At 73.3% G+C, this 16,269-nt stretch carries 18 protein-coding genes; 7 read left to right on the top strand and 11 right to left on the bottom strand.

Annotation, left to right across the window (positions count from 1 at the left end; translation table 11 throughout):
• Positions 1-37: 37 nt before the first annotated feature.
• Together ABTZ99_RS24360 and ABTZ99_RS24355 are read right to left on the bottom strand one after the other, a co-directional pair.
• Positions 38-1,420 (bottom strand): FAD-binding oxidoreductase, encoded by a 1,383-nt coding sequence (locus tag ABTZ99_RS24360; protein ID WP_499614205.1) that lies wholly within the window; start codon positions 1,418-1,420, stop codon positions 38-40.
• A gap of 66 nt (positions 1,421-1,486) precedes the next feature.
• Positions 1,487-2,068 (bottom strand): TetR/AcrR family transcriptional regulator, encoded by a 582-nt coding sequence (locus tag ABTZ99_RS24355; protein ID WP_499614202.1) that lies wholly within the window; start codon positions 2,066-2,068, stop codon positions 1,487-1,489.
• Between the two features lie 45 nt (positions 2,069-2,113).
• Here ABTZ99_RS24355 and ABTZ99_RS24350 point away from each other — a divergent pair, with 45 nt between their 5' ends.
• On the top strand, positions 2,114-3,322 hold the full coding sequence (locus tag ABTZ99_RS24350) for a YbfB/YjiJ family MFS transporter (RefSeq protein WP_499614200.1): 1,209 nt from the start codon (positions 2,114-2,116) through the stop codon (positions 3,320-3,322).
• On the opposite strand, the gene ABTZ99_RS24345 is transcribed toward ABTZ99_RS24350, so the two are convergent.
• Together ABTZ99_RS24345 and ABTZ99_RS24340 are read right to left on the bottom strand one after the other, a co-directional pair.
• A complete protein-coding gene (locus ABTZ99_RS24345; protein ID WP_498779450.1) occupies positions 3,240-4,178 on the bottom strand; it encodes a helix-turn-helix transcriptional regulator in 939 nt (312 codons plus the stop codon). The genes ABTZ99_RS24350 and ABTZ99_RS24345 overlap by 83 nt on opposite strands.
• Positions 4,179-4,231: 53 nt before the next feature.
• Positions 4,232-4,579 (bottom strand): hypothetical protein, encoded by a 348-nt coding sequence (locus ABTZ99_RS24340; RefSeq protein ID WP_498779452.1) that lies wholly within the window; start codon positions 4,577-4,579, stop codon positions 4,232-4,234.
• Between the two features lie 103 nt (positions 4,580-4,682).
• On the opposite strand from ABTZ99_RS24340, the gene ABTZ99_RS24335 reads away from it, so the two are divergent.
• Complete coding sequence (locus ABTZ99_RS24335) at positions 4,683-5,258, top strand: RDD family protein (protein ID WP_499614197.1); 576 nt, start codon at positions 4,683-4,685, stop codon at positions 5,256-5,258.
• Positions 5,259-5,312: 54 nt separating this feature from the next.
• On the opposite strand, the gene ABTZ99_RS24330 is transcribed toward ABTZ99_RS24335, so the two are convergent.
• Together ABTZ99_RS24330 and ABTZ99_RS24325 are read right to left on the bottom strand one after the other, a co-directional pair.
• Positions 5,313-6,116: a hypothetical protein gene (locus ABTZ99_RS24330; RefSeq protein ID WP_499614195.1), complete on the bottom strand. Its 804-nt coding sequence runs from the start codon at positions 6,114-6,116 to the stop codon at positions 5,313-5,315.
• A complete protein-coding gene (locus tag ABTZ99_RS24325) occupies positions 6,116-6,616 on the bottom strand; it encodes a SigE family RNA polymerase sigma factor (RefSeq protein ID WP_498779455.1) in 501 nt (166 codons plus the stop codon). Before ABTZ99_RS24325 ends, ABTZ99_RS24330 begins: the two co-directional genes overlap by 1 nt.
• 159 nt (positions 6,617-6,775) lie before the next feature.
• Here ABTZ99_RS24325 and ABTZ99_RS24320 point away from each other — a divergent pair, with 159 nt between their 5' ends.
• Positions 6,776-7,921, top strand: coding sequence for an acyl-CoA dehydrogenase family protein (locus ABTZ99_RS24320; protein ID WP_499614194.1), 1,146 nt, complete (start codon positions 6,776-6,778; stop codon positions 7,919-7,921).
• On the opposite strand, the gene ABTZ99_RS24315 is transcribed toward ABTZ99_RS24320, so the two are convergent.
• Complete coding sequence (locus ABTZ99_RS24315) at positions 7,922-8,848, bottom strand: NAD(P)-dependent alcohol dehydrogenase (protein WP_499614193.1); 927 nt, start codon at positions 8,846-8,848, stop codon at positions 7,922-7,924.
• A 92-nt stretch (positions 8,849-8,940) separates the two neighbouring features.
• On the opposite strand from ABTZ99_RS24315, the gene ABTZ99_RS24310 reads away from it, so the two are divergent.
• Positions 8,941-9,558 carry a TetR/AcrR family transcriptional regulator gene (locus ABTZ99_RS24310; protein WP_498779460.1) on the top strand — a complete coding sequence of 206 codons (618 nt, stop codon included), beginning with the start codon at positions 8,941-8,943 and terminating at the stop codon, positions 9,556-9,558.
• 94 nt (positions 9,559-9,652) lie between these two features.
• Here the strand turns inward: ABTZ99_RS24310 and ABTZ99_RS24305 are convergent, their stop codons facing one another.
• The 4 genes from ABTZ99_RS24305 to ABTZ99_RS24290 form a co-directional block, all read right to left on the bottom strand.
• A complete protein-coding gene (locus tag ABTZ99_RS24305) occupies positions 9,653-10,471 on the bottom strand; it encodes a siderophore-interacting protein (RefSeq protein WP_498779462.1) in 819 nt (272 codons plus the stop codon).
• 416 nt (positions 10,472-10,887) lie between these two features.
• Positions 10,888-11,979 carry a hypothetical protein gene (locus ABTZ99_RS24300; RefSeq protein ID WP_499614192.1) on the bottom strand — a complete coding sequence of 364 codons (1,092 nt, stop codon included), beginning with the start codon at positions 11,977-11,979 and terminating at the stop codon, positions 10,888-10,890.
• Between the two features lie 218 nt (positions 11,980-12,197).
• The gene (locus ABTZ99_RS24295) at positions 12,198-12,332 is read right to left on the bottom strand and encodes a hypothetical protein (RefSeq protein WP_499614190.1); all 135 of its coding nucleotides are present in this window, start codon (positions 12,330-12,332) and stop codon (positions 12,198-12,200) included.
• A gap of 3 nt (positions 12,333-12,335) precedes the next feature.
• Positions 12,336-13,976, bottom strand: coding sequence for an aminotransferase-like domain-containing protein (locus ABTZ99_RS24290; protein WP_499614189.1), 1,641 nt, complete (start codon positions 13,974-13,976; stop codon positions 12,336-12,338).
• A gap of 58 nt (positions 13,977-14,034) precedes the next feature.
• On the opposite strand from ABTZ99_RS24290, the gene ABTZ99_RS24285 reads away from it, so the two are divergent.
• The 3 genes from ABTZ99_RS24285 to ABTZ99_RS24275 all read left to right on the top strand — a co-directional run bounded on the left by ABTZ99_RS24285 (position 14,035) and on the right by ABTZ99_RS24275 (position 16,190).
• Positions 14,035-14,640, top strand: coding sequence for a LysE family translocator (locus tag ABTZ99_RS24285; protein ID WP_499614188.1), 606 nt, complete (start codon positions 14,035-14,037; stop codon positions 14,638-14,640).
• Between the two features lie 48 nt (positions 14,641-14,688).
• Positions 14,689-15,309: an L-threonylcarbamoyladenylate synthase gene (locus tag ABTZ99_RS24280; protein WP_498779469.1), complete on the top strand. Its 621-nt coding sequence runs from the start codon at positions 14,689-14,691 to the stop codon at positions 15,307-15,309.
• Between the two features lie 101 nt (positions 15,310-15,410).
• The gene (locus tag ABTZ99_RS24275) at positions 15,411-16,190 is read left to right on the top strand and encodes a hypothetical protein (protein WP_498779470.1); all 780 of its coding nucleotides are present in this window, start codon (positions 15,411-15,413) and stop codon (positions 16,188-16,190) included.
• Positions 16,191-16,269 lie beyond the last annotated feature (79 nt).

Below are 16,269 nucleotides of genomic sequence, written 5' to 3'. Positions count from 1 at the left end.
ATCATCCACTATCTGGTGATCACCTTTCGGTCCCGGGTCAGGCGAGCCCTTGGGGGAACGCGAGGACGCGGTCCGGGTCGTAGCGGCGCGCGACGCGGCGCAGGCGTGGGAGGTTCCGGCCGTAGTAGGCGGTCGGCCAGTCCGGCATGTCGGGGTCGATGTAGTTGACGTAGCCGGTGTCGTGGCCGATGCCGTCGCGCAGGTCGGCCATGATGCGGCGCGCTTCGGCCTCGCCGACGCCGACCACGTCGACGTACGCCTGCGCGCTGGCGATGGCGCGGCGGTGCGGGAACGCGGTGGCGTCCGGCGGCACGCGCGCGATCGCGCCGCCGAACGTGTCGAACTGGGCCCGGCCCGTCCGCCGCCCCTCCAGCAGCGCCACCACCCGCGCCGGGTCGACCGGCCGGTGCAGCATCCTGGACGACGCCACGAACGGCGAGCCGTCGTCGGGCAGGCACGCGGGCAGGCAGCCGGCGAAGAACCGCATCGCGGTGCCGTAGTCCATCGGCAGGACCGTGCGGCTGGTCGGCGCGACCTTCGCGGCGAACCGGTCGAGGAGCCGGTCCAGCTCGGCCTCGGACCCGATCCAGCTGCCGATGACGTTGGCGGGCGGCGGGCTGCCGGCCCGGACGTTGCACGCCGACCACAGGCCGTCCGGGGTGTCGAGCATCCACTCCTGCCACGCGCCCAGCACGTCGGTCGCCGCACCCGCCGGGAACTCCAGGACGAACGCGGCCACGTCCGGCGCGGGCTCGGTGTCGAACGTGAACGACGTGACGACGCCGAAGTTGCCGCCGCCGCCACCGCGCAGCGCCCAGAACAGGTCGGGCTCGACGTGGTCGTCGGTGCGGCGCGGCCGCCCGCCCGGCGTCACGATCCGCGCGGCGCGCAGGTGGTCGACGGTCAGGCCGTACTTGCGCCCGACGACGCTGATGCCGCCGCCCAGCGTGAGCCCGCCGATGCCGACGGTCGGGCACGACCCGGCGGGCAGCAACCGGCCGTTGCGAGCCAACTCGTCGTACAGGTCGATCATCCGCGTGCCCGCGCCGACCTCGGCCCGGCCGCGGCGGTCCACGCGGATCCGGCGCAGCGCGGACAGGTCGACGACGAGGCCGTTCTCGGGCACCGAGTAGCCGGCGTAGCTGTGCCCGCCGCTGCGGGCGGCGACCGGGATCCGCTCCCGGGCCGCGAAGTCGAGGCACCGCGCCACGTCGGACTCGTCGGCGCACAGCGCCACGGCCGCGGGCCTGCGGTGCGCGTACACCGTGTTGTACGGCCGGCGCACGGTGTCGTATACGTCGTCACCGGGCAGGACCAGCCTGCCGGTGAGCGCGCGGCGCAGCCGGTCCCAGTCGTTCTCCCACGCGCCGAGCGCGACGAGACCGGTGGCCTGGATGAAGGTTCTGCGACCGAAATCCATGAGCACTCCCCCCGACCCATGGTCCCCCTGTCGCCCCGTCCGCCACTCCGCCGAACGGGTTCGGTGTCAGGACGCGGCGGCGAGCAGGGTGCGCGCGGCGCGCAGCGCGTGGTCGCCCGCTCCGGTCGGGCCGTGGTGCGTGGCGACCACGGTCGCGCCTTCGACCAGCATCAGGAGCTGCCGCCCGAGGAGCGCGGGGTCGACGGCCCCGGCGCGTTCGGCGATGCCGACGAGCGTGTCGAGGTACCGGTCCATGTGGCGTGCGGTGAGGGCGCGCACCGGCTCGACGTGGTGCTGGGCGGCGGCGTTGAGCAGGGCGCAGCCGCGGAACTCCGGCTCGTCGAAGGTCCGCTGGAAGGCGTCGAACACGGCGGTGAGCTGGTCGGCGGGATCGGGCCCGGCGGCGGCCACGGCGTCGGCCAACGCCCGCGTCACCCGGTCGCTGCGGGCCTCCAGCACGGCCCGCACCAGGCCGTCCTTGGTGCCGAAGTGCCGGTAGAGCGTTTCCTTGGACACGCCGAGCCGCGTGCACAGCTCGGCCACGCCGATGCCGTCGAGGCCGCGTTCGTAGAGCACGGGGGTGGCCGCGTCGAGGATCGCGGCACGGGTGCGCCCCGGGTCGATCGTGGAGCCCTTGGCCACCGGCATGACTTAGATGGTACCGATCGGTTCGATCCACTGTTAGCGTACCGGATGGTACCGATCGGTTCGATCTACGGGGGCGCGATGTGGCAGGCGGCTCGGCTCGCGCTCGGCACGGCGTCCGCGCTCGGGCTCGCCCGGTTCGCCTACGGGCTGCTCGTGCCCGCGATGCGCGACGACCTGGGCTGGACGTTGACCGAGGCCGGTGCGATGAGCACCGCCAACGGGCTCGGTTACCTGCTCGGCGCGTTGGTGACCGCGGCGGTCGTCCGCGGCTGGGGCGTCACGGCCGCCTTCCGCGGTGGCCTGGTCGGCACGGCGGTCGCGTTGGCCGCCACGGCGCTCTCCGCCGATTTCGCGGTGCTGCTGGTGGTGCGCGCGGCGGCCGGTGCGGCGGGTGCGGTGGTGTTCATCGCCGGCGGGGTGATCGCCTCGCGCATCGCCACCCGGGTCGGGTCCGGCACGCCGATCACGGTGTACTTCGCGGGCACGGGGCTGGGCATCGCGTTCGGCGGCGTGACGATCCCGTTGCTGGGCAGCGGTTGGCGGGTCGCCTGGGTGGTCCTGGCCGTGGCCGCCGTCGCGGCGGCGCTGGTCGCCTGGACCGCGGCACGTGCCGGCGGTGAGGCCCCGGCCGCGACGTCCGGCCGACCGCGGTTGCGCCCCCTCTGGCGGATCGCGGTGGCGTACACGCTGTTCGCGCTCGGCTACATCACCTACATCACGTTCCTCTCGGCCTACCTCGTCGAGCGCGACGCGCCGACCTGGCAGGTGGTGCTGACGTGGGTGGCGCTCGGTCTGGCGGTGGTGGCGGCGCCCGCCCTGTGGAGCCGGCCGATCGCGAACTGGCCGGGCTCCCGGGCGCCGGCCGCGTTGCTGGGCGTGCTGGGCGGTGGCGCGGCCCTGGCGTTGGTGGCGCCGACGCCGACGGTGATCCTCGGCTCCGCCCTCGTCTACGGCGCGACGTTCATGGGCGTGCCCGCCGCCGTCACCGCGATCGTCCGCGACGCCGTGCCGACCGCCGACCTCACGGCGACGCTGGCCGCGTTCACCACGCTGTTCGCGGCCGGTCAGACCGCCGGGCCCTGGCTGGTCGGGGTCGTCGCCGACCGCACCTCGACCGACGCGACCCTGGCGTGGACCGCGGTCCTGTGCGCGGCGGCGGCCGTGATCGTGGTCAGTCCACGGCGGCGGCGAACCGCGCGGCGAGCGCCTCGACCGCGGCCCGCAGTTCCGGCCCGCCCTCGACGCGGAAGTTGACCGGCACGGTCGCCAGCCACTCCTGCGCGTACATGGCGGGGTTGCTCGTGCTGCCGACGAGGACGCACCCGTCGCCCAGCGGTTCGAGGCGGCCCATCGGTGGCCTGATCCACGGCGCCACCTGCTCCGGCGGCGCGTGGAACACCACGCGGGTCGGGAACTCCCAGCCGGTGCCCAGGTTCTCCTCCACCACCGCCACCGGGTCGAGGTCGGCCGGCGGCTCGAACCCGTGCTCGGTCTCCCGGACCGCCCGGACCCGGTCGATCCGGTAGGTGCGGAGCGCGTCCGCGCGGTGGGAGTGGCACAACAGGTACCACCGCCCGTGCCGGACGACGACCGCCCACGGGTCCACCTCGGAGTCCCACTCGCTGCCCGTGTCCGGGCGGTACGTGACCACCACGCGACGCCGGGCCGCGATGGCCGCGACGAGCGCGCTGGTCGTGGCGGGGTCCGGGCGGGCCGAGTTCCGGTCGGGCGCGGCCGACGCGTGCTCGCGCAGCGCCGCCGCCTGCTTGCCGACGTGCTCGGGCAGCGCCCGCACGACCTTGCCCAGGGCGCTGTCCACCAGGTCGTCGGCCGGGTTGTCGAGCACCGCCATGACCAGGACGAGCGCCTCGGGCTCGGTGAACACGACCGGTGGCAGCCGCGTGCCGCGCCCGAGCCGGTACCCGCCGTAGGGGCCCCGGGTCGACTCCACGGGGATGCCCGCCTCACGGAGGATCCCGACGTACCGGCGCACCGCCCGTTCCGTGACGCCCAGCCCCGCGGCGAGCTCGCCCGCCGTCACGCCGGGGCGCGCCTGGAGGATCTCCATGGCGCGCAGGGCCTTCGCGGTGGGGCTGAGTTCGGTCGGCACACCTGGACCTTAGACGTGAACCGGACGCGGGCCGTCCGGAACGCGATCCGGCCTCACTGCTGGGTCGACGCCATGAGCAGGCCCATCTCGTAGATGAACAGGGCGCCGAGGTAGAACGGCACGGACAGCAGCAGCACCGCCCAGAACGGCGGCCGCACGCGTCGGGTCAGCAGCCACGCCAGCACCGACGAGAGCACCAGCGGCACCGGCAGGTGGACGGTCACGTAGTCCAGGAGCACCGGGCCGAAGGAGACCGGTTCGCCGGTCTGGACGAAGACCGTCAGCACCACGAACACGACGAGGCCCGTCACCAGGTGCGCCAGGAAGTACGGGACGATCGACGCCTTCGGCGCAGCCGCCGCCGGCGCGCCCTGGCCGCGGGCGTTCGGATTCGGGTTCATGTCCCGGCCCCCTGACGTCGTGGAGCCCGGATCATACGTTCGCGCCCGAACCGGATTCGACGTCAGGCAGAATGTCGCCGTCACGAACCGACTGGAGGACGCCATGGCCGCTCCGGGCCTCGACCGGCCGCCGACGAGGCTGGAGGTCGTCCGGGCCGAGACGGCGCACGTCCTCGGGGCGAGGGCCGCCGGGCGGATCGAGTCGTTCCCCGACGGGGTCCTCTACGTCCGGGCCGGCGAGCTGCGCCGGCTGCTGGCCTGGCTCGTCGACTTCGTGGTGTTCCTGCTCGCGGTCGGCGTCGGCCTGGTCGTGCTCAGCGTGCCGTACGCGTCCGGGAGGATCGACGACGGTCAGCTCGCCCTCGCCGCCATCGCGCTGCTGCTCGTGGTGCCCCCGCTGTACGGCCTGTGCTACGGCAACGGCCGCGCGCTCGGCGCCGTGCTCACCGGCACCCGACTCGTGCGACTGGCCGACGGCGGCCGGATCGGGCTGAAGGCGCCGTGGGCGATGACGGTCCGGACCGTGCTGCTGCCGCTGGTCATCGTCTCGATCTTCGTCGGCGCGGCGGCCGGCGGCGGACCGCCCGGATCACCGGTCCGGACCAGCATCGACGGCCGGAGCACCCGCCGGCTCCACGCGGCGGGCTTCCGCTCCCTCGCCGACCAGCGGCCGCGCTGAGCCCACGCACGGCCGTCGACGCGCCTCGGACGTGGCACGCCGACGGCGGTGCGATCACGGCAGGTAGCCGAAGCCGGGCTTCGTGACCAGGTCGACCAACTGCCGCTCGGTGAACGGCACGCTGTCGCGAGTGGTCGGCCGGGTGTACGGCGAGCCGTGGTCCATCACCGTGGTCTGGTTGGTGACGGTGACCTCCACGACGGTGCCGTCCGGGAAGCGCGCTTCCGCCGACACCCGCCCCGGCAGGCCGGTGCGGAGGTCGCGCGCGACCTCCACCTCGACACCGTCGACGGACTTCACGGCCGGCTGGTCGAAGAACGGGCCGTTCATCGCGGTGAAGCGCACGCAGCCGCTCTCCACCGTGCAGTTCTCCGGCGCGGTGGCCGACCGCACGTAGAGCGCCAACGTCACGCTGCCCTCGGCGTCGGAGAACACGGCCGAGGCCAGGTAGCCGCCCGAGGTGTCCGGCCCGTGGGCGCTGAAGCGCAGCGGCGGCTCGTTCCGCTCCGAGACCACCGGGTGGATCTCGAAGCCGTCGGGGACGACGTCCGCCGCGGCCAGCCTCGCGGTCAGCTCGGCGGCGTGCCCGGGCGTGGTCGGCGCCGGGGGCACGTCGGTCGGCGTGGTCGTGAGCACGGGGCCCGACGCCGACTCCACAGTGGACCGATCGGTCACGGCGAAGAGCACGCTCGCCCCGATCGCCAGCACGACACCGACGGACAGCACACCGGCCACCGCCCGCCGTTGCGCCACCGCCTTGCGCGCCGACGTCAACACCTCTTCCGGCGAGTGCCGGGGCCCGGTGTCGCCTGCCAGCACCGGCGCGAGCATCCGCCGCACCTCGTCCACGTCGTTCATCACGCCACTCCTCCCTTGTCCAAGGTGCTGCCCAGCTCGCGGCGCAACGCCGCGAGGCCTTTGGCGCACTGGCTCTTGACCGTCCCCTCGCTGCACGCGAGCACCTTCGCCACCTGCGAGACCGACTGGTCCTCCCAGTACCGCAGCACGACGGCCGCGCGTTGCCCCGGTGGCAACGCCGCCAGCGCGCGCTGCACGTCGATGCCGCTCTCGTGCTCGACCTCGTCGGCGGGCAGGTCCGGCGGCTCCGCCACCGGCTTCTCCGAGCCCTTCAGCGGCCGCCGGTGGTCGATCACGGTGCGCACGAGCACCGTGCGCCAGTACGCGTCGACGGAGTCGGCCCGCCGCACGCGTGACCACGAGCGGTACAGCTTGAGCAACGTGGCCTGCGCCAGGTCCTCCGCCAGGTGCCAGTCGGCGCACAGCAGGAACGCCGTCCGCCGCACGTGGCGGTGCTTCGCGCGCACGAACTCGACGAACTCGGCGTCTTTGTCCTTCACCCGTCCACCCCCTCTCCCAGGACGACGAGACGGCGTCGGCGTTCGGTTGCCCTCGACCCGTTCGGCGGGACCGGGCCACGCGAATGGTCGTGCCGGTCCGACGGCCGGCGGTGGGACGATCGACTGGCCGCCGCCGCTGTCGTCGAAGGGGGTTTCGTGATGAGCTCCGGGGTCCTGACCGCCATCGCCGCCCTCGCGCCGCGGTTGACCGCTGCCGCCGCGCGGGCCGAGGAGGAGCGCCAGGTCTCCGGCGACACCGTGGCGGCCATGCGGGACGCGGGCACGTTCCGCGTCACGCGGCCCGCGCGGTACGGCGGCGGGGAGGGATCGATCCGCACGCACCTGGACGTGTCGGCGGCGGTGGCCGAGCTCGACGGTGGCGCGGGCTGGTGCACGGCGCTGTGGAACGGCAGCAACTGGATCACCTCCCTGTTCCCCGAGCAGGCTCAGGACGACGTGTGGGGCGCCGATCCCGAAGCCCTGGTCGCCGGGACGCTGATGCCGAGCGGGCCGGTCGAGCGCGTGGCGGGCGGCTACCGGCTCAGCGGCGAGTGGACCTACGCCTCCGGCATCGGGCACGCGTCGTGGGGGCTGGCGGCGGCCGTGCTGGACGGCAACCTGGCGTGGACGCTGGTGCCCCGCGAGGACTTCGAGGTCGTGGACGAGTGGCACGTGGCCGGGATGAGGTCCACCGGCAGCAACCGGTTCGTGGTGCGGGACGCGTTCGTGCCCGACCACCGCGTGCTGCGGCTGGAGCGGATGGTGACGGGCGCCAACGTCACGCCCGACACCCCCGTCGCCTACCGCGCCGCGTTCGTGCCGTCGCTCGTGACGATGATCAGCGGCCCGTTGGTCGGGCTGGGCCGTGCGGCCCTGGCGCACGTCATCGCCGCCGCGGCGGACAAGGGCATCGCCTACACCGGCTTCGACCGGCAACGCGACTCGGCCGCGTTCCAGCTCCTCGTCGCCGAGGCCGCCTCGGCGGTGGACAGCGCCGAGCTGCACGCCTACCGCGCCGCCGACCTCCTCGACCGGTACGCCGCCGAGGCCGAGTACCCCTCCGAACTGCTCCGCGCCCGGTGCCGCGCCGACTCCTCCGTGGCCGTCCGCCACGTGACCCGCGCCTTGGAAACGCTGCTGTACGCGCACGGTTCGCGCGGCTTCGCCGACTCCAGCCCGTTGCAGCGGATGTGGCGTGACGCGAACGTGGCCGCGCGCCACGGCATGCTCCTCCCCCAGGTGAACCTGGAGATCTACGGCGCGACCCTGGTGGGCGCGGAGACCACCATCAGCCCGTTCGTGTGATCAGAGGACTCGGATCACGTGCTTCCCGCGCACCCCGCCGGCTTCCAGCGCACGGTGGGCCTCGGCGATCCCGGCCACCGGGTGGACGGCCTCGACCACGGGTCGGACCGCGCCGCCCTCGACGAGCGCCGTGAGGTCGGCGAACAGATCGGTCCCGGGGTTGCCGCTGAAGAAGCGGACGCGGCGCGGGCCGAACACCGCGGACGCGAGGAGGTAGCCGACGTCGGCGGCGGAGCGGAACGCGATGCCGACCATGCGGCCACCGGGCCCGAGCAGGCGGCGGTACGCGCGCGGCGTGCCACCGTACGTGTCGAGGACGACGTCGAAGCGGCCGAGGTCGGCGGGATCGGTGCGGTAGTCGATCGCCTCGTCCGCGCCCAGCTCTCGGACGAAGTCGAAGGCGCCCTTGCCCGCCAGGGCGGTGACGTGCGCGCCGTAGGCCTTGCCCACCTGCACCGCGACGCTGCCCACTCCCCCGCTCGCGCCGCGCACGAGGAGGCGTTCGCCCCGGCGCAGCTTCGCCTTGTCGCGCAGGGCGGTGATGGCGGTCGTGCCGACGCCCGGCAACGCGGCGGCCTGGACCAGGTCGAGGCCGGCGGGGCTGGGCGCGAGTTGGCGCGGGCGCACGACGACGTACTCGGCCACGCTGCCGAACCGGCCACGCGGCAGGCCGCCCCACACGTGCGCGCCCGGCGCGAAGCCGGGCCCGGACACGACCTCGCCCGCGAAGTCGATGCCGACCCGCTTGGGGAACTTCGGGCCGAGCAGGACCTTGAGCTTGCCGGACCGGCCCATCAGCTCGCCACCGTTGACGCTGGCCGCGTGGACCCGCACCAGCACGTGCCCCGGTGGGACCTCCGGGTCGGGCACGACGCCCTCGTACAGGACCTCCGGCGGCCCGTACCGGTCGAACAGCGCTGCGCGCATTCCTCACCCCTCACGGAAGTGGAAGACACCCTCCACTTCGACGCTACCACGACAAACGGAAGGCACCTTCCATTTCAGGTAAAGTGAGAGACGTGCCAGGGAGGACGACTCAGTTGCGCGTGGACGCCAGGCAGAACCGCGAACGCATCGTCGCCTCGGCGAGGGAGACCTTCGCCGCCGACGGCCTGGACGTGTCGATGACCGAGATCGCCCGCCGGGCGGGGGTCGGCGTCGCCACCCTCTACCGCCGCTTCCCGACCAAGGAGGAACTGGTCAGGGAGGTGTTCGCGGAGCAGTTGGAGGCGTGCACGAGCGAGGTCAGCCGGGCGGCGGAGGACCCCGACGCGTGGCGCGGCTTCTGCCGCGTGGTGGAGAAGCTGTGCGAGATGCAGGCCAGGGACCGGGGGTTCAGCGCGGCGTTCCTGACCGCGTTCCCCGACACCGTGCCGGTCGACGAGCTGCGCACGCGGGCCGAGGAGGCGTTCGCCGGGCTGGTGGCCCGCGCCAAGGCGACCGGCAGGCTGCGACCCGACTTCACCCTCGACGACCTGACGCTCGTGCTGATGGCCAACAACGGCCTGGTCACCGAGTCGGTGGACGCGACGGTGGCCGCCTCGCGCCGCCTGGTCGCCTACTTCCTCCAGTCGTTCCAGGCCCGCGACCCGCTGCCGCCGCCGGTGCGCCTCGGCCTGCGCGACGCGCTCGGGTGACGAAACGACCGTCCGAGCCGGGCCCGCCGCGCGAGTTCCACGCGCTCGACGACGCCCTGGGCCTGCTGGACGAGACGGCTGACGCCGCGGACCGCTAACCCTGTTCCTGCTCGACCCGCCGGTTCCACTCGCCCTTGGACGACTGCCAGCCGTCCTCGTCCGCGCCGAGCCTCCAGTAGCCGGAGATCGACATCTGCTCGCGCGGGACGCCCCGCTCCACCTTCAGGTGGCCGCGCAGGTCCTTGACCATGTTCGCCTCGCCGTGCACGAACACCTGGACCACGCCCTCGGGGAACGTCGAGGCCTTCACCGCGTCCACGACGAGTCGTCCGCGCGGACCGCCGTCGCGGTGCAGCCACCGCAGGTCCACCCGACCCGCCGACCGCACGGGCTGCTCGTCGTCGGGCCCGTCGACCTCGACGAACACCTCCGCCCGGGCGCCGGCGGGCAACGCCTCCAGCGCCGCCGCGATGGCGGGCCACGCGCTCTCGTCGCCGGCCATCAGGTGCCAGGCGACGTCCGGGTCGGGCGCGTACCCGCCGCCGGGACCGGCGAAGTGCAGCACGTCACCCGGCTGTGCCTTCGCCGCCCACGGACCGGCGACGCCGACGTCACCATGCGTGACGAAGTCGATCCACAACTCGCCGGCGTCCGCGTCCCACTTGCGCACGGTGTACGTGCGGGTGCGGGGCCACTGGTCGCGGGGCATGGTCGCGCGGATCGCGGCGAGGTCGAACGGCTCGGGGTAGAGCACGTCCTCCAGCGGGAACGCGAGCTTGACGTAGCTGTCGGTGTACGGCCCGACGGCGAAGTCCGCGAGCCCTTCACCGCCGAGGACCACGCGGACCATCCGCGGCGCGATCCACTCGGTGCGCACCACGCGCCCGCTCCTGGCACGGGACCGTTCAGCCATGTCGCGTACTCCTCGGTGATTCCAACGGCGCAACCCGCCTTCACCGTACGTGCCGGTCCACCGCGGCCGACGGAGGCCGCCACCAAGCAGGGCTCCACCGGCACCACCACGACCGTCGACGTGAACGCGCCGGGGCCGCACCGGCCACCACGTGAACTACCGGGGGGTGCCGGCCACCACGTGATCTGCACGGTGTGGCAGGCCAGGCCACCTGCACCGGTCGTACTACTTCTGCAGCGACGTCACGTTCGGGTGACCCGGCGAGCGGGGGTCGGAGCCGGACCGGCCCCCGCTCCACCCGCGGGTCGTTCGGCACGAGGCCGGGCGGTCGGACTCCCGGCCTGGGCCGTGGCACGTCGGGCGGTCGGCTTGCCGCAGCGGGCGGTGGGACGCCGGACGTCCCACCGCCCGAGCGGTCAGCGCACGCTCCACTCCTGCGCGAGCTTGGCGGCCAGGCCGAGGTTCGCCGCGGCGGCGTCCTCGGTCCGTCGCCCGTACCCGCACGCGGCCGCGACGCCGGCCACCGGCATGCCCAGCGCGTCCACGGTGAGCCGCAGCGCTTCGCGGGTCTCCTCGGGGTGGTCCTCGGCCACGACCCCCGCGATGACCTCCACCCCGCGCCGCAGGTGCCGCAGCTCGTCGTAGAACGCGGGGTCGGTGGGCGGCGGGTTGGCGCCGCTGGCCACGGGCAGGTGCACGGTCGGCATCGGCACCCCCTGCCCGGCCAGCACGTCGGCCAGCGCGTTGAGGAACCGCACCGCCGGCCGCAGGTCGGTCGGCGTGAACACCGGCACGTGCTCCAGGTCGCCGTAGCACAGGTGCAGCACCCACCGGGTGCGCGGCGCGGCGCCCAGCACGCCGGCCACCTGCCCGGCGAGCTGGGCGGTCAGCTCCGGCCACGCGGCCGGCGGGGTGAGGTGGTAGGCCACCAGCACGGCGGGCGTCTCCAGCTGGAGCTGCAGCCGGTCGCCCCACCGGGCGACCAGTTCGGTCACCTCGTGCACCACCGCGACCTGCATGGTCGGCAGCCACTCGTGGGCGGCGTCGATCGAGCCGAACGCGAACACCGCCAGGTCGAGCGCGTTGGGGATGCCCACCTGCACGCGCAGGTCTTCACCGTTCCCGGTGACGTGCAAGCGGTCCAGCGCCGCGAACGCCGCGTCCGCCTGCGCGACGCGGGACAGGCCGATCTCCTCCGCGCACAGCTTCTGACCGGCCCGGACGCGGTAGTACGGCATGTCGTCGTAGCCGCGGCTCTCACCGCCGCGCACCTGTTCGAGGGACGGCACGGAGGACATGTGGTGGGTGAGCCAGTCGACGATCCAGCGCGGATCGCGGTCGGACGGCAGGGCGGTGAGCTCGGCGCCGCCCCGGTGCCGCAGGAACCAGTCCATGGCGGTGGCGGGGTCGTCGCACAGGGGACGCGGCAGTGAGCCGACGAGGTGGACGGGGATCGGGTGGTGGTCGTGCTCTCGATCGTGGGATTTCGTAGGTGCTTGTGCGGTCATGAGTGGAGTTCTGCTTTCGAACGACAGAGCGTGAATAACCCGGGAGTGCCGCAGGATCTCCGCGCCTGACTTCCCGGCCTCCGCTCATCGTGACCGCGCCGACCATGCATGTCCACTTAGGATGATCAACAAAATCCGACCGTGCACATCATCCACGCGATAGTGTGACTTTGCCACCGGCAATGGAATTCTGAGTGAGCACAAAACAAGAGGGACGATCACGATTGCCGGCGCGCGTCCGCGATGACGGCGACGCCTTCGGCGATGTCGGTCGGCGTGCTCGCGCCGTAGCCGAGCACCAGTCCGGGCGGCCCGGGCCGTTGCCCGTGCCACGACAACGGCTGCGTCTTCACCCCTCAGGCGAGAACTGCCGCGGCGAGGTCGGTGTCCGACACATCGTCGTCGAAGGTCACCAGCAGGTGCAACCCCGCCGCGGCGCCGTGCACGACCGCATCGGGCAGGTGCCGGTCGATCGCCGCGATCATCGCGTCGCGCCTGCGGCGGTGGCGTCGGCGGACGAACCGCAGGTGCCGTTCCAGTTCCCCGGAGGCCATCATGGCGGCCAGGACGAGTTGGGGCAGCGCCGCATTGCCGAGATCGGCGTACCGCTTCGCTTCGATCACACTGTTTTGATTCGCACCGGGCACGAGCAACCACCCGACGCGCAATGCGGGAGCGAGCACTTTGGACACACTTCCGGCGTAACAAACACGTTCGGGGAGCATTGCTCGCAACGCGGGCACGGGCGGCCGGTCATAACGGTGTTCCGCGTCGTAATCGTCCTCGATGACAAGACCGCCGGCCTCGGCCCACCGCATCAGTTCACGTCGACGCGCGCCGCCGAGCACCACTCCGGTCGGGAACTGGTGCGCCGGCGTCAGCAGGACGGCCGGCGCTCCCCCGGCGCGCAACTCGTCCACCCGGATGCCCTCGCCGTCCACCGGCACGGGTGGTGTGTCGAGGTCCCAGTTGCGCAGGTGCTGTCGCGCGCCGAGCGACCCCGGATCCTCCACGGCGATCTCGGTCACGCCGTCGCGGCGCAGCACCCGGGCGAGCAGCCCGAGCGCTTGGGCGACGCCGGCGACGATCACCACCTCGTCCGGGTCCACGCGGACGCCCCGGTAGCGGGCGAGCCAGTGCGCGACCTCGTGCCGCAACGCCGGCGTGCCGCGCGGGTCGCCGTAGCCGAAGTCCGACGCCGACAAGGTGCGGAGCACGGCACGTTCGGCGCGCAGCCAGGCGGCACGCGGGAACGCGGTCAGGTCCGGCACACCGGGCGACAGGTCGATCCGCGCGGGGACACCGCGCAGGGCATCGAACGCGTCCGCGCCGGGCGGCCGTGCGAACACACCGCCGTCGATCGGCCGACCCACCACCGCACCACTGCCAACCGGCCGACCTACCACACCGCCGCCGTAAACCGGCCGACCCGCCACCCCACCGCCGTCGACCAGCCGGACGCCGCCCGCGACCGGCGACCTGGCCGGCACTCCCCCGGCACCCGACCCACCCGCGCCCCGCACTCCACCAGCGCCCGCCTCGCCTTCGCCCCGCACTCCCCCGATGTCCGACCGGCCCGCACCCGATTGCCGCGCGTCCCCTCCCCCAGCGCCCCGCACACCACCCACAGCCCGCGCACCACCCACAGCCCGCGCACCACCCACAGCCCGCGCACCACCCACCCGAGGCGAGACCGCGTGGGGCGCGGCCACCACCACGGTGCCCGCCCGGCCCCGTCCGCTGACGTGGCCGTCCTCGGCGAGCCGTTGGTACGCCTCGGTGACCACCCCGCGCGAGACCCGCAACTCGCCCGCCAGCACCCGGGTCGCGGGCAGCCGACTCCCGACCGGCAGCCGTCCGTCCGCGATCGCCTCCCGGAGCCGCCGGGCCAGCCAGTCGGCCCGCCCTCCCACCGGCGCGTCGCCGATGTCGAGTTGCAGGAAGTCCGATCCCGTCGTTATGGACCTGTCGACCTGACCTGGATTGGACCTGTTCACCGGACCAGTCTGTCACCAGGGTGGACGCCATGATCCGCTCCACGACCGGGCGCGCCCGGTGACCGCCGACTTCCTGCTGACGTCCCTCGTCATCGTCGCCACACCCGGCACCGGCGTGCTCTACACGACCTCGGCCGGCCTCACCGGTGGCGTGCGCGTCGCCGCCGTGGCCGCGGTGGGCTGCACGTTGGGCATCGTGCCGCACGTGCTGGCCGCGCTCACCGGGCTGGCCGCGCTGCTCAACACCAGCACGCCCGCGTTCCAGGTCCTCAAGTACCTCGGCGTCGCCTACCTCTTCTACCTGGCGTGGAGCACGATCCGCGACAAGACCGCGCTTGCCGTCGACCCCGCCGCACCGCACCGCTCGTCGGCACGGGTGATCGCGTCCGGCGTCATGGTGAACCTGCTCAACCCGAAGCTGACGATCTTCTTCTTCGCCTTCCTGCCGCAGTTCGTGCGCCCGGACGAACCGGCCGCCGTCCCGCGCATGGTCGAGCTGAGCACGGCGTTCATGGCGCTCACGTTCGTCGTGTTCGTCGGCTACGGCTGGTCCGCCGCCGCCGTCCGCGACCACATCATCCGCCGCCCCCGCGTGCAGACGTGGATCCGGCGGGGCTTCGCGGGCGCCTTCGTCGCGCTCGGCGCCATGCTCGCGTTCACGTGACCCGCGGGCCTGCACGCGGGGCTCCTGCCGGACTACTAGGCTCCCCGCATGGCCAGGTACTTCGACGTGCACCCGGTGAACCCGCAGCGGAGGTCCATCGACCAGGCGGTGGAGCTGATCAAGTCCGACGGCCTGGTCGCCTACCCGACCGACTCCTGCTACGCGCTCGGCTGCCGGCTCGGCAACAAGGCGGGCCTGGACCGGATCCGGCAGATCCGGCACCTGGACGACCGGCACCACTTCACGCTCATGTGCCGCGACTTCTCCCAGCTCGGGCAGTTCGTGCACGTGGACAACGCGGTCTTCCGGGCGATCAAGGCGGCGACGCCGGGCAGCTACACGTTCATCCTCCCGGCGACCACCGAGGTGCCGCGCCGGCTGATGCACGCGAAGAAGAAGACGGTGGGCGCCCGCATCCCCGACCACCCGGTCGCGCAGGCCCTGCTGGACCAGCTCGGCGAACCGCTGCTGTCCAGCACGCTCCTGCTGCCCGACCAGGAGGAACCGCTGGTCCACGGCTGGGACATCAAGGAACGGCTGGACCACGTGGTCGACGCCGTGCTGGACGCGGGCGACTGCGGCACCGTGCCGACCACCGTCGTCGACTTCTCCCAGGGCGAGCCCGAGATCATCCGGCACGGCGCGGGCGATCCCTCCCGCTTCGAATAGGACCCGCGAACGGACCAGGACTTTTGCGCCGGTCAGAGGTATGGGAGCGTTCCCAGAACGGATAGCTTCCTGCTGCCCCCTCAGCGCAGAAGGAGCTACCCGTGCGGAAAAGGTTGTCCACGGCGGTCCTCGCCGTCCTGCTGTCGGTCGTCGCCCTGCCCGTCGCGGACGCCGCCGGCCCCGGTCAGGCCGACCACCGGCTGAAGTCCTGCGCCCGCGCCGACCTGCTGTTCTGCGAGGACTTCCAGCACGTGCCGACCGGCGCGGGCACCAGCCTCAAGTGGGGCGTGGACACCCGCAACGGCTCGCTGGAGGTCGAACGCGACCGGCGCGGCCAGAAGGTGCTGCACGTGCGGGCCGAGGGCAACGGCCGGGCGTTCCTCAAGGTCGACGACTTCGCCGCGCCGGGCAACAGCTTCTACGGCCGGGTCCGGGTCCGCGTCGAGGCGTTCCCGGACGCGCCGGACTGGGCGCACTACACGTTGATCGAGGCCACGGGTGACGGCCCGGAGGTCGTGCGCCCGCTGGGCGGGCAGTACGTGCCCACGCTGGACAAGGCGTTGTGGGGCGTCGGCGCGGACGGCGGCCCGACCGGCGACTGGACGAACTGGCGCGAGTCGGCGCCGTCGAAGGCAGGCGTCTGGCAGTGCGTCGAGTGGCGGATGGACGCCTCCGACAACCGGATCACGCTGTGGTTCGACGGCAAGCCGAACCCGGACCTGACCGTCTCGACCCGCGAGCACGGCGGCAACCAGGTCGACTTCCTGTTCCCGAGGTTCGACACGGTCAAGCTGGGCTGGCAGCTCTACCAGCCCAACGAGGGCAGCTACGACATCTGGTTGGACGACATCGCGCTGGGCGCCGACCGCATCGGCTGCTAGCGGACCCGGGCCCGAGTTCGCGGCCTGCCCGGGACACCGGGCCGGCCGCGGCGGGCACGGGGCGGGGGCGGTCGCGGGT

It is taken from the genome of Actinosynnema sp. NPDC002837, assembly GCF_040295345.1.
In the GTDB taxonomy this organism is placed as follows: Bacteria; Actinomycetota; Actinomycetes; order Mycobacteriales; family Pseudonocardiaceae; genus Actinosynnema.
This window is presented reverse-complemented; position numbering and strand designations above follow the sequence as displayed.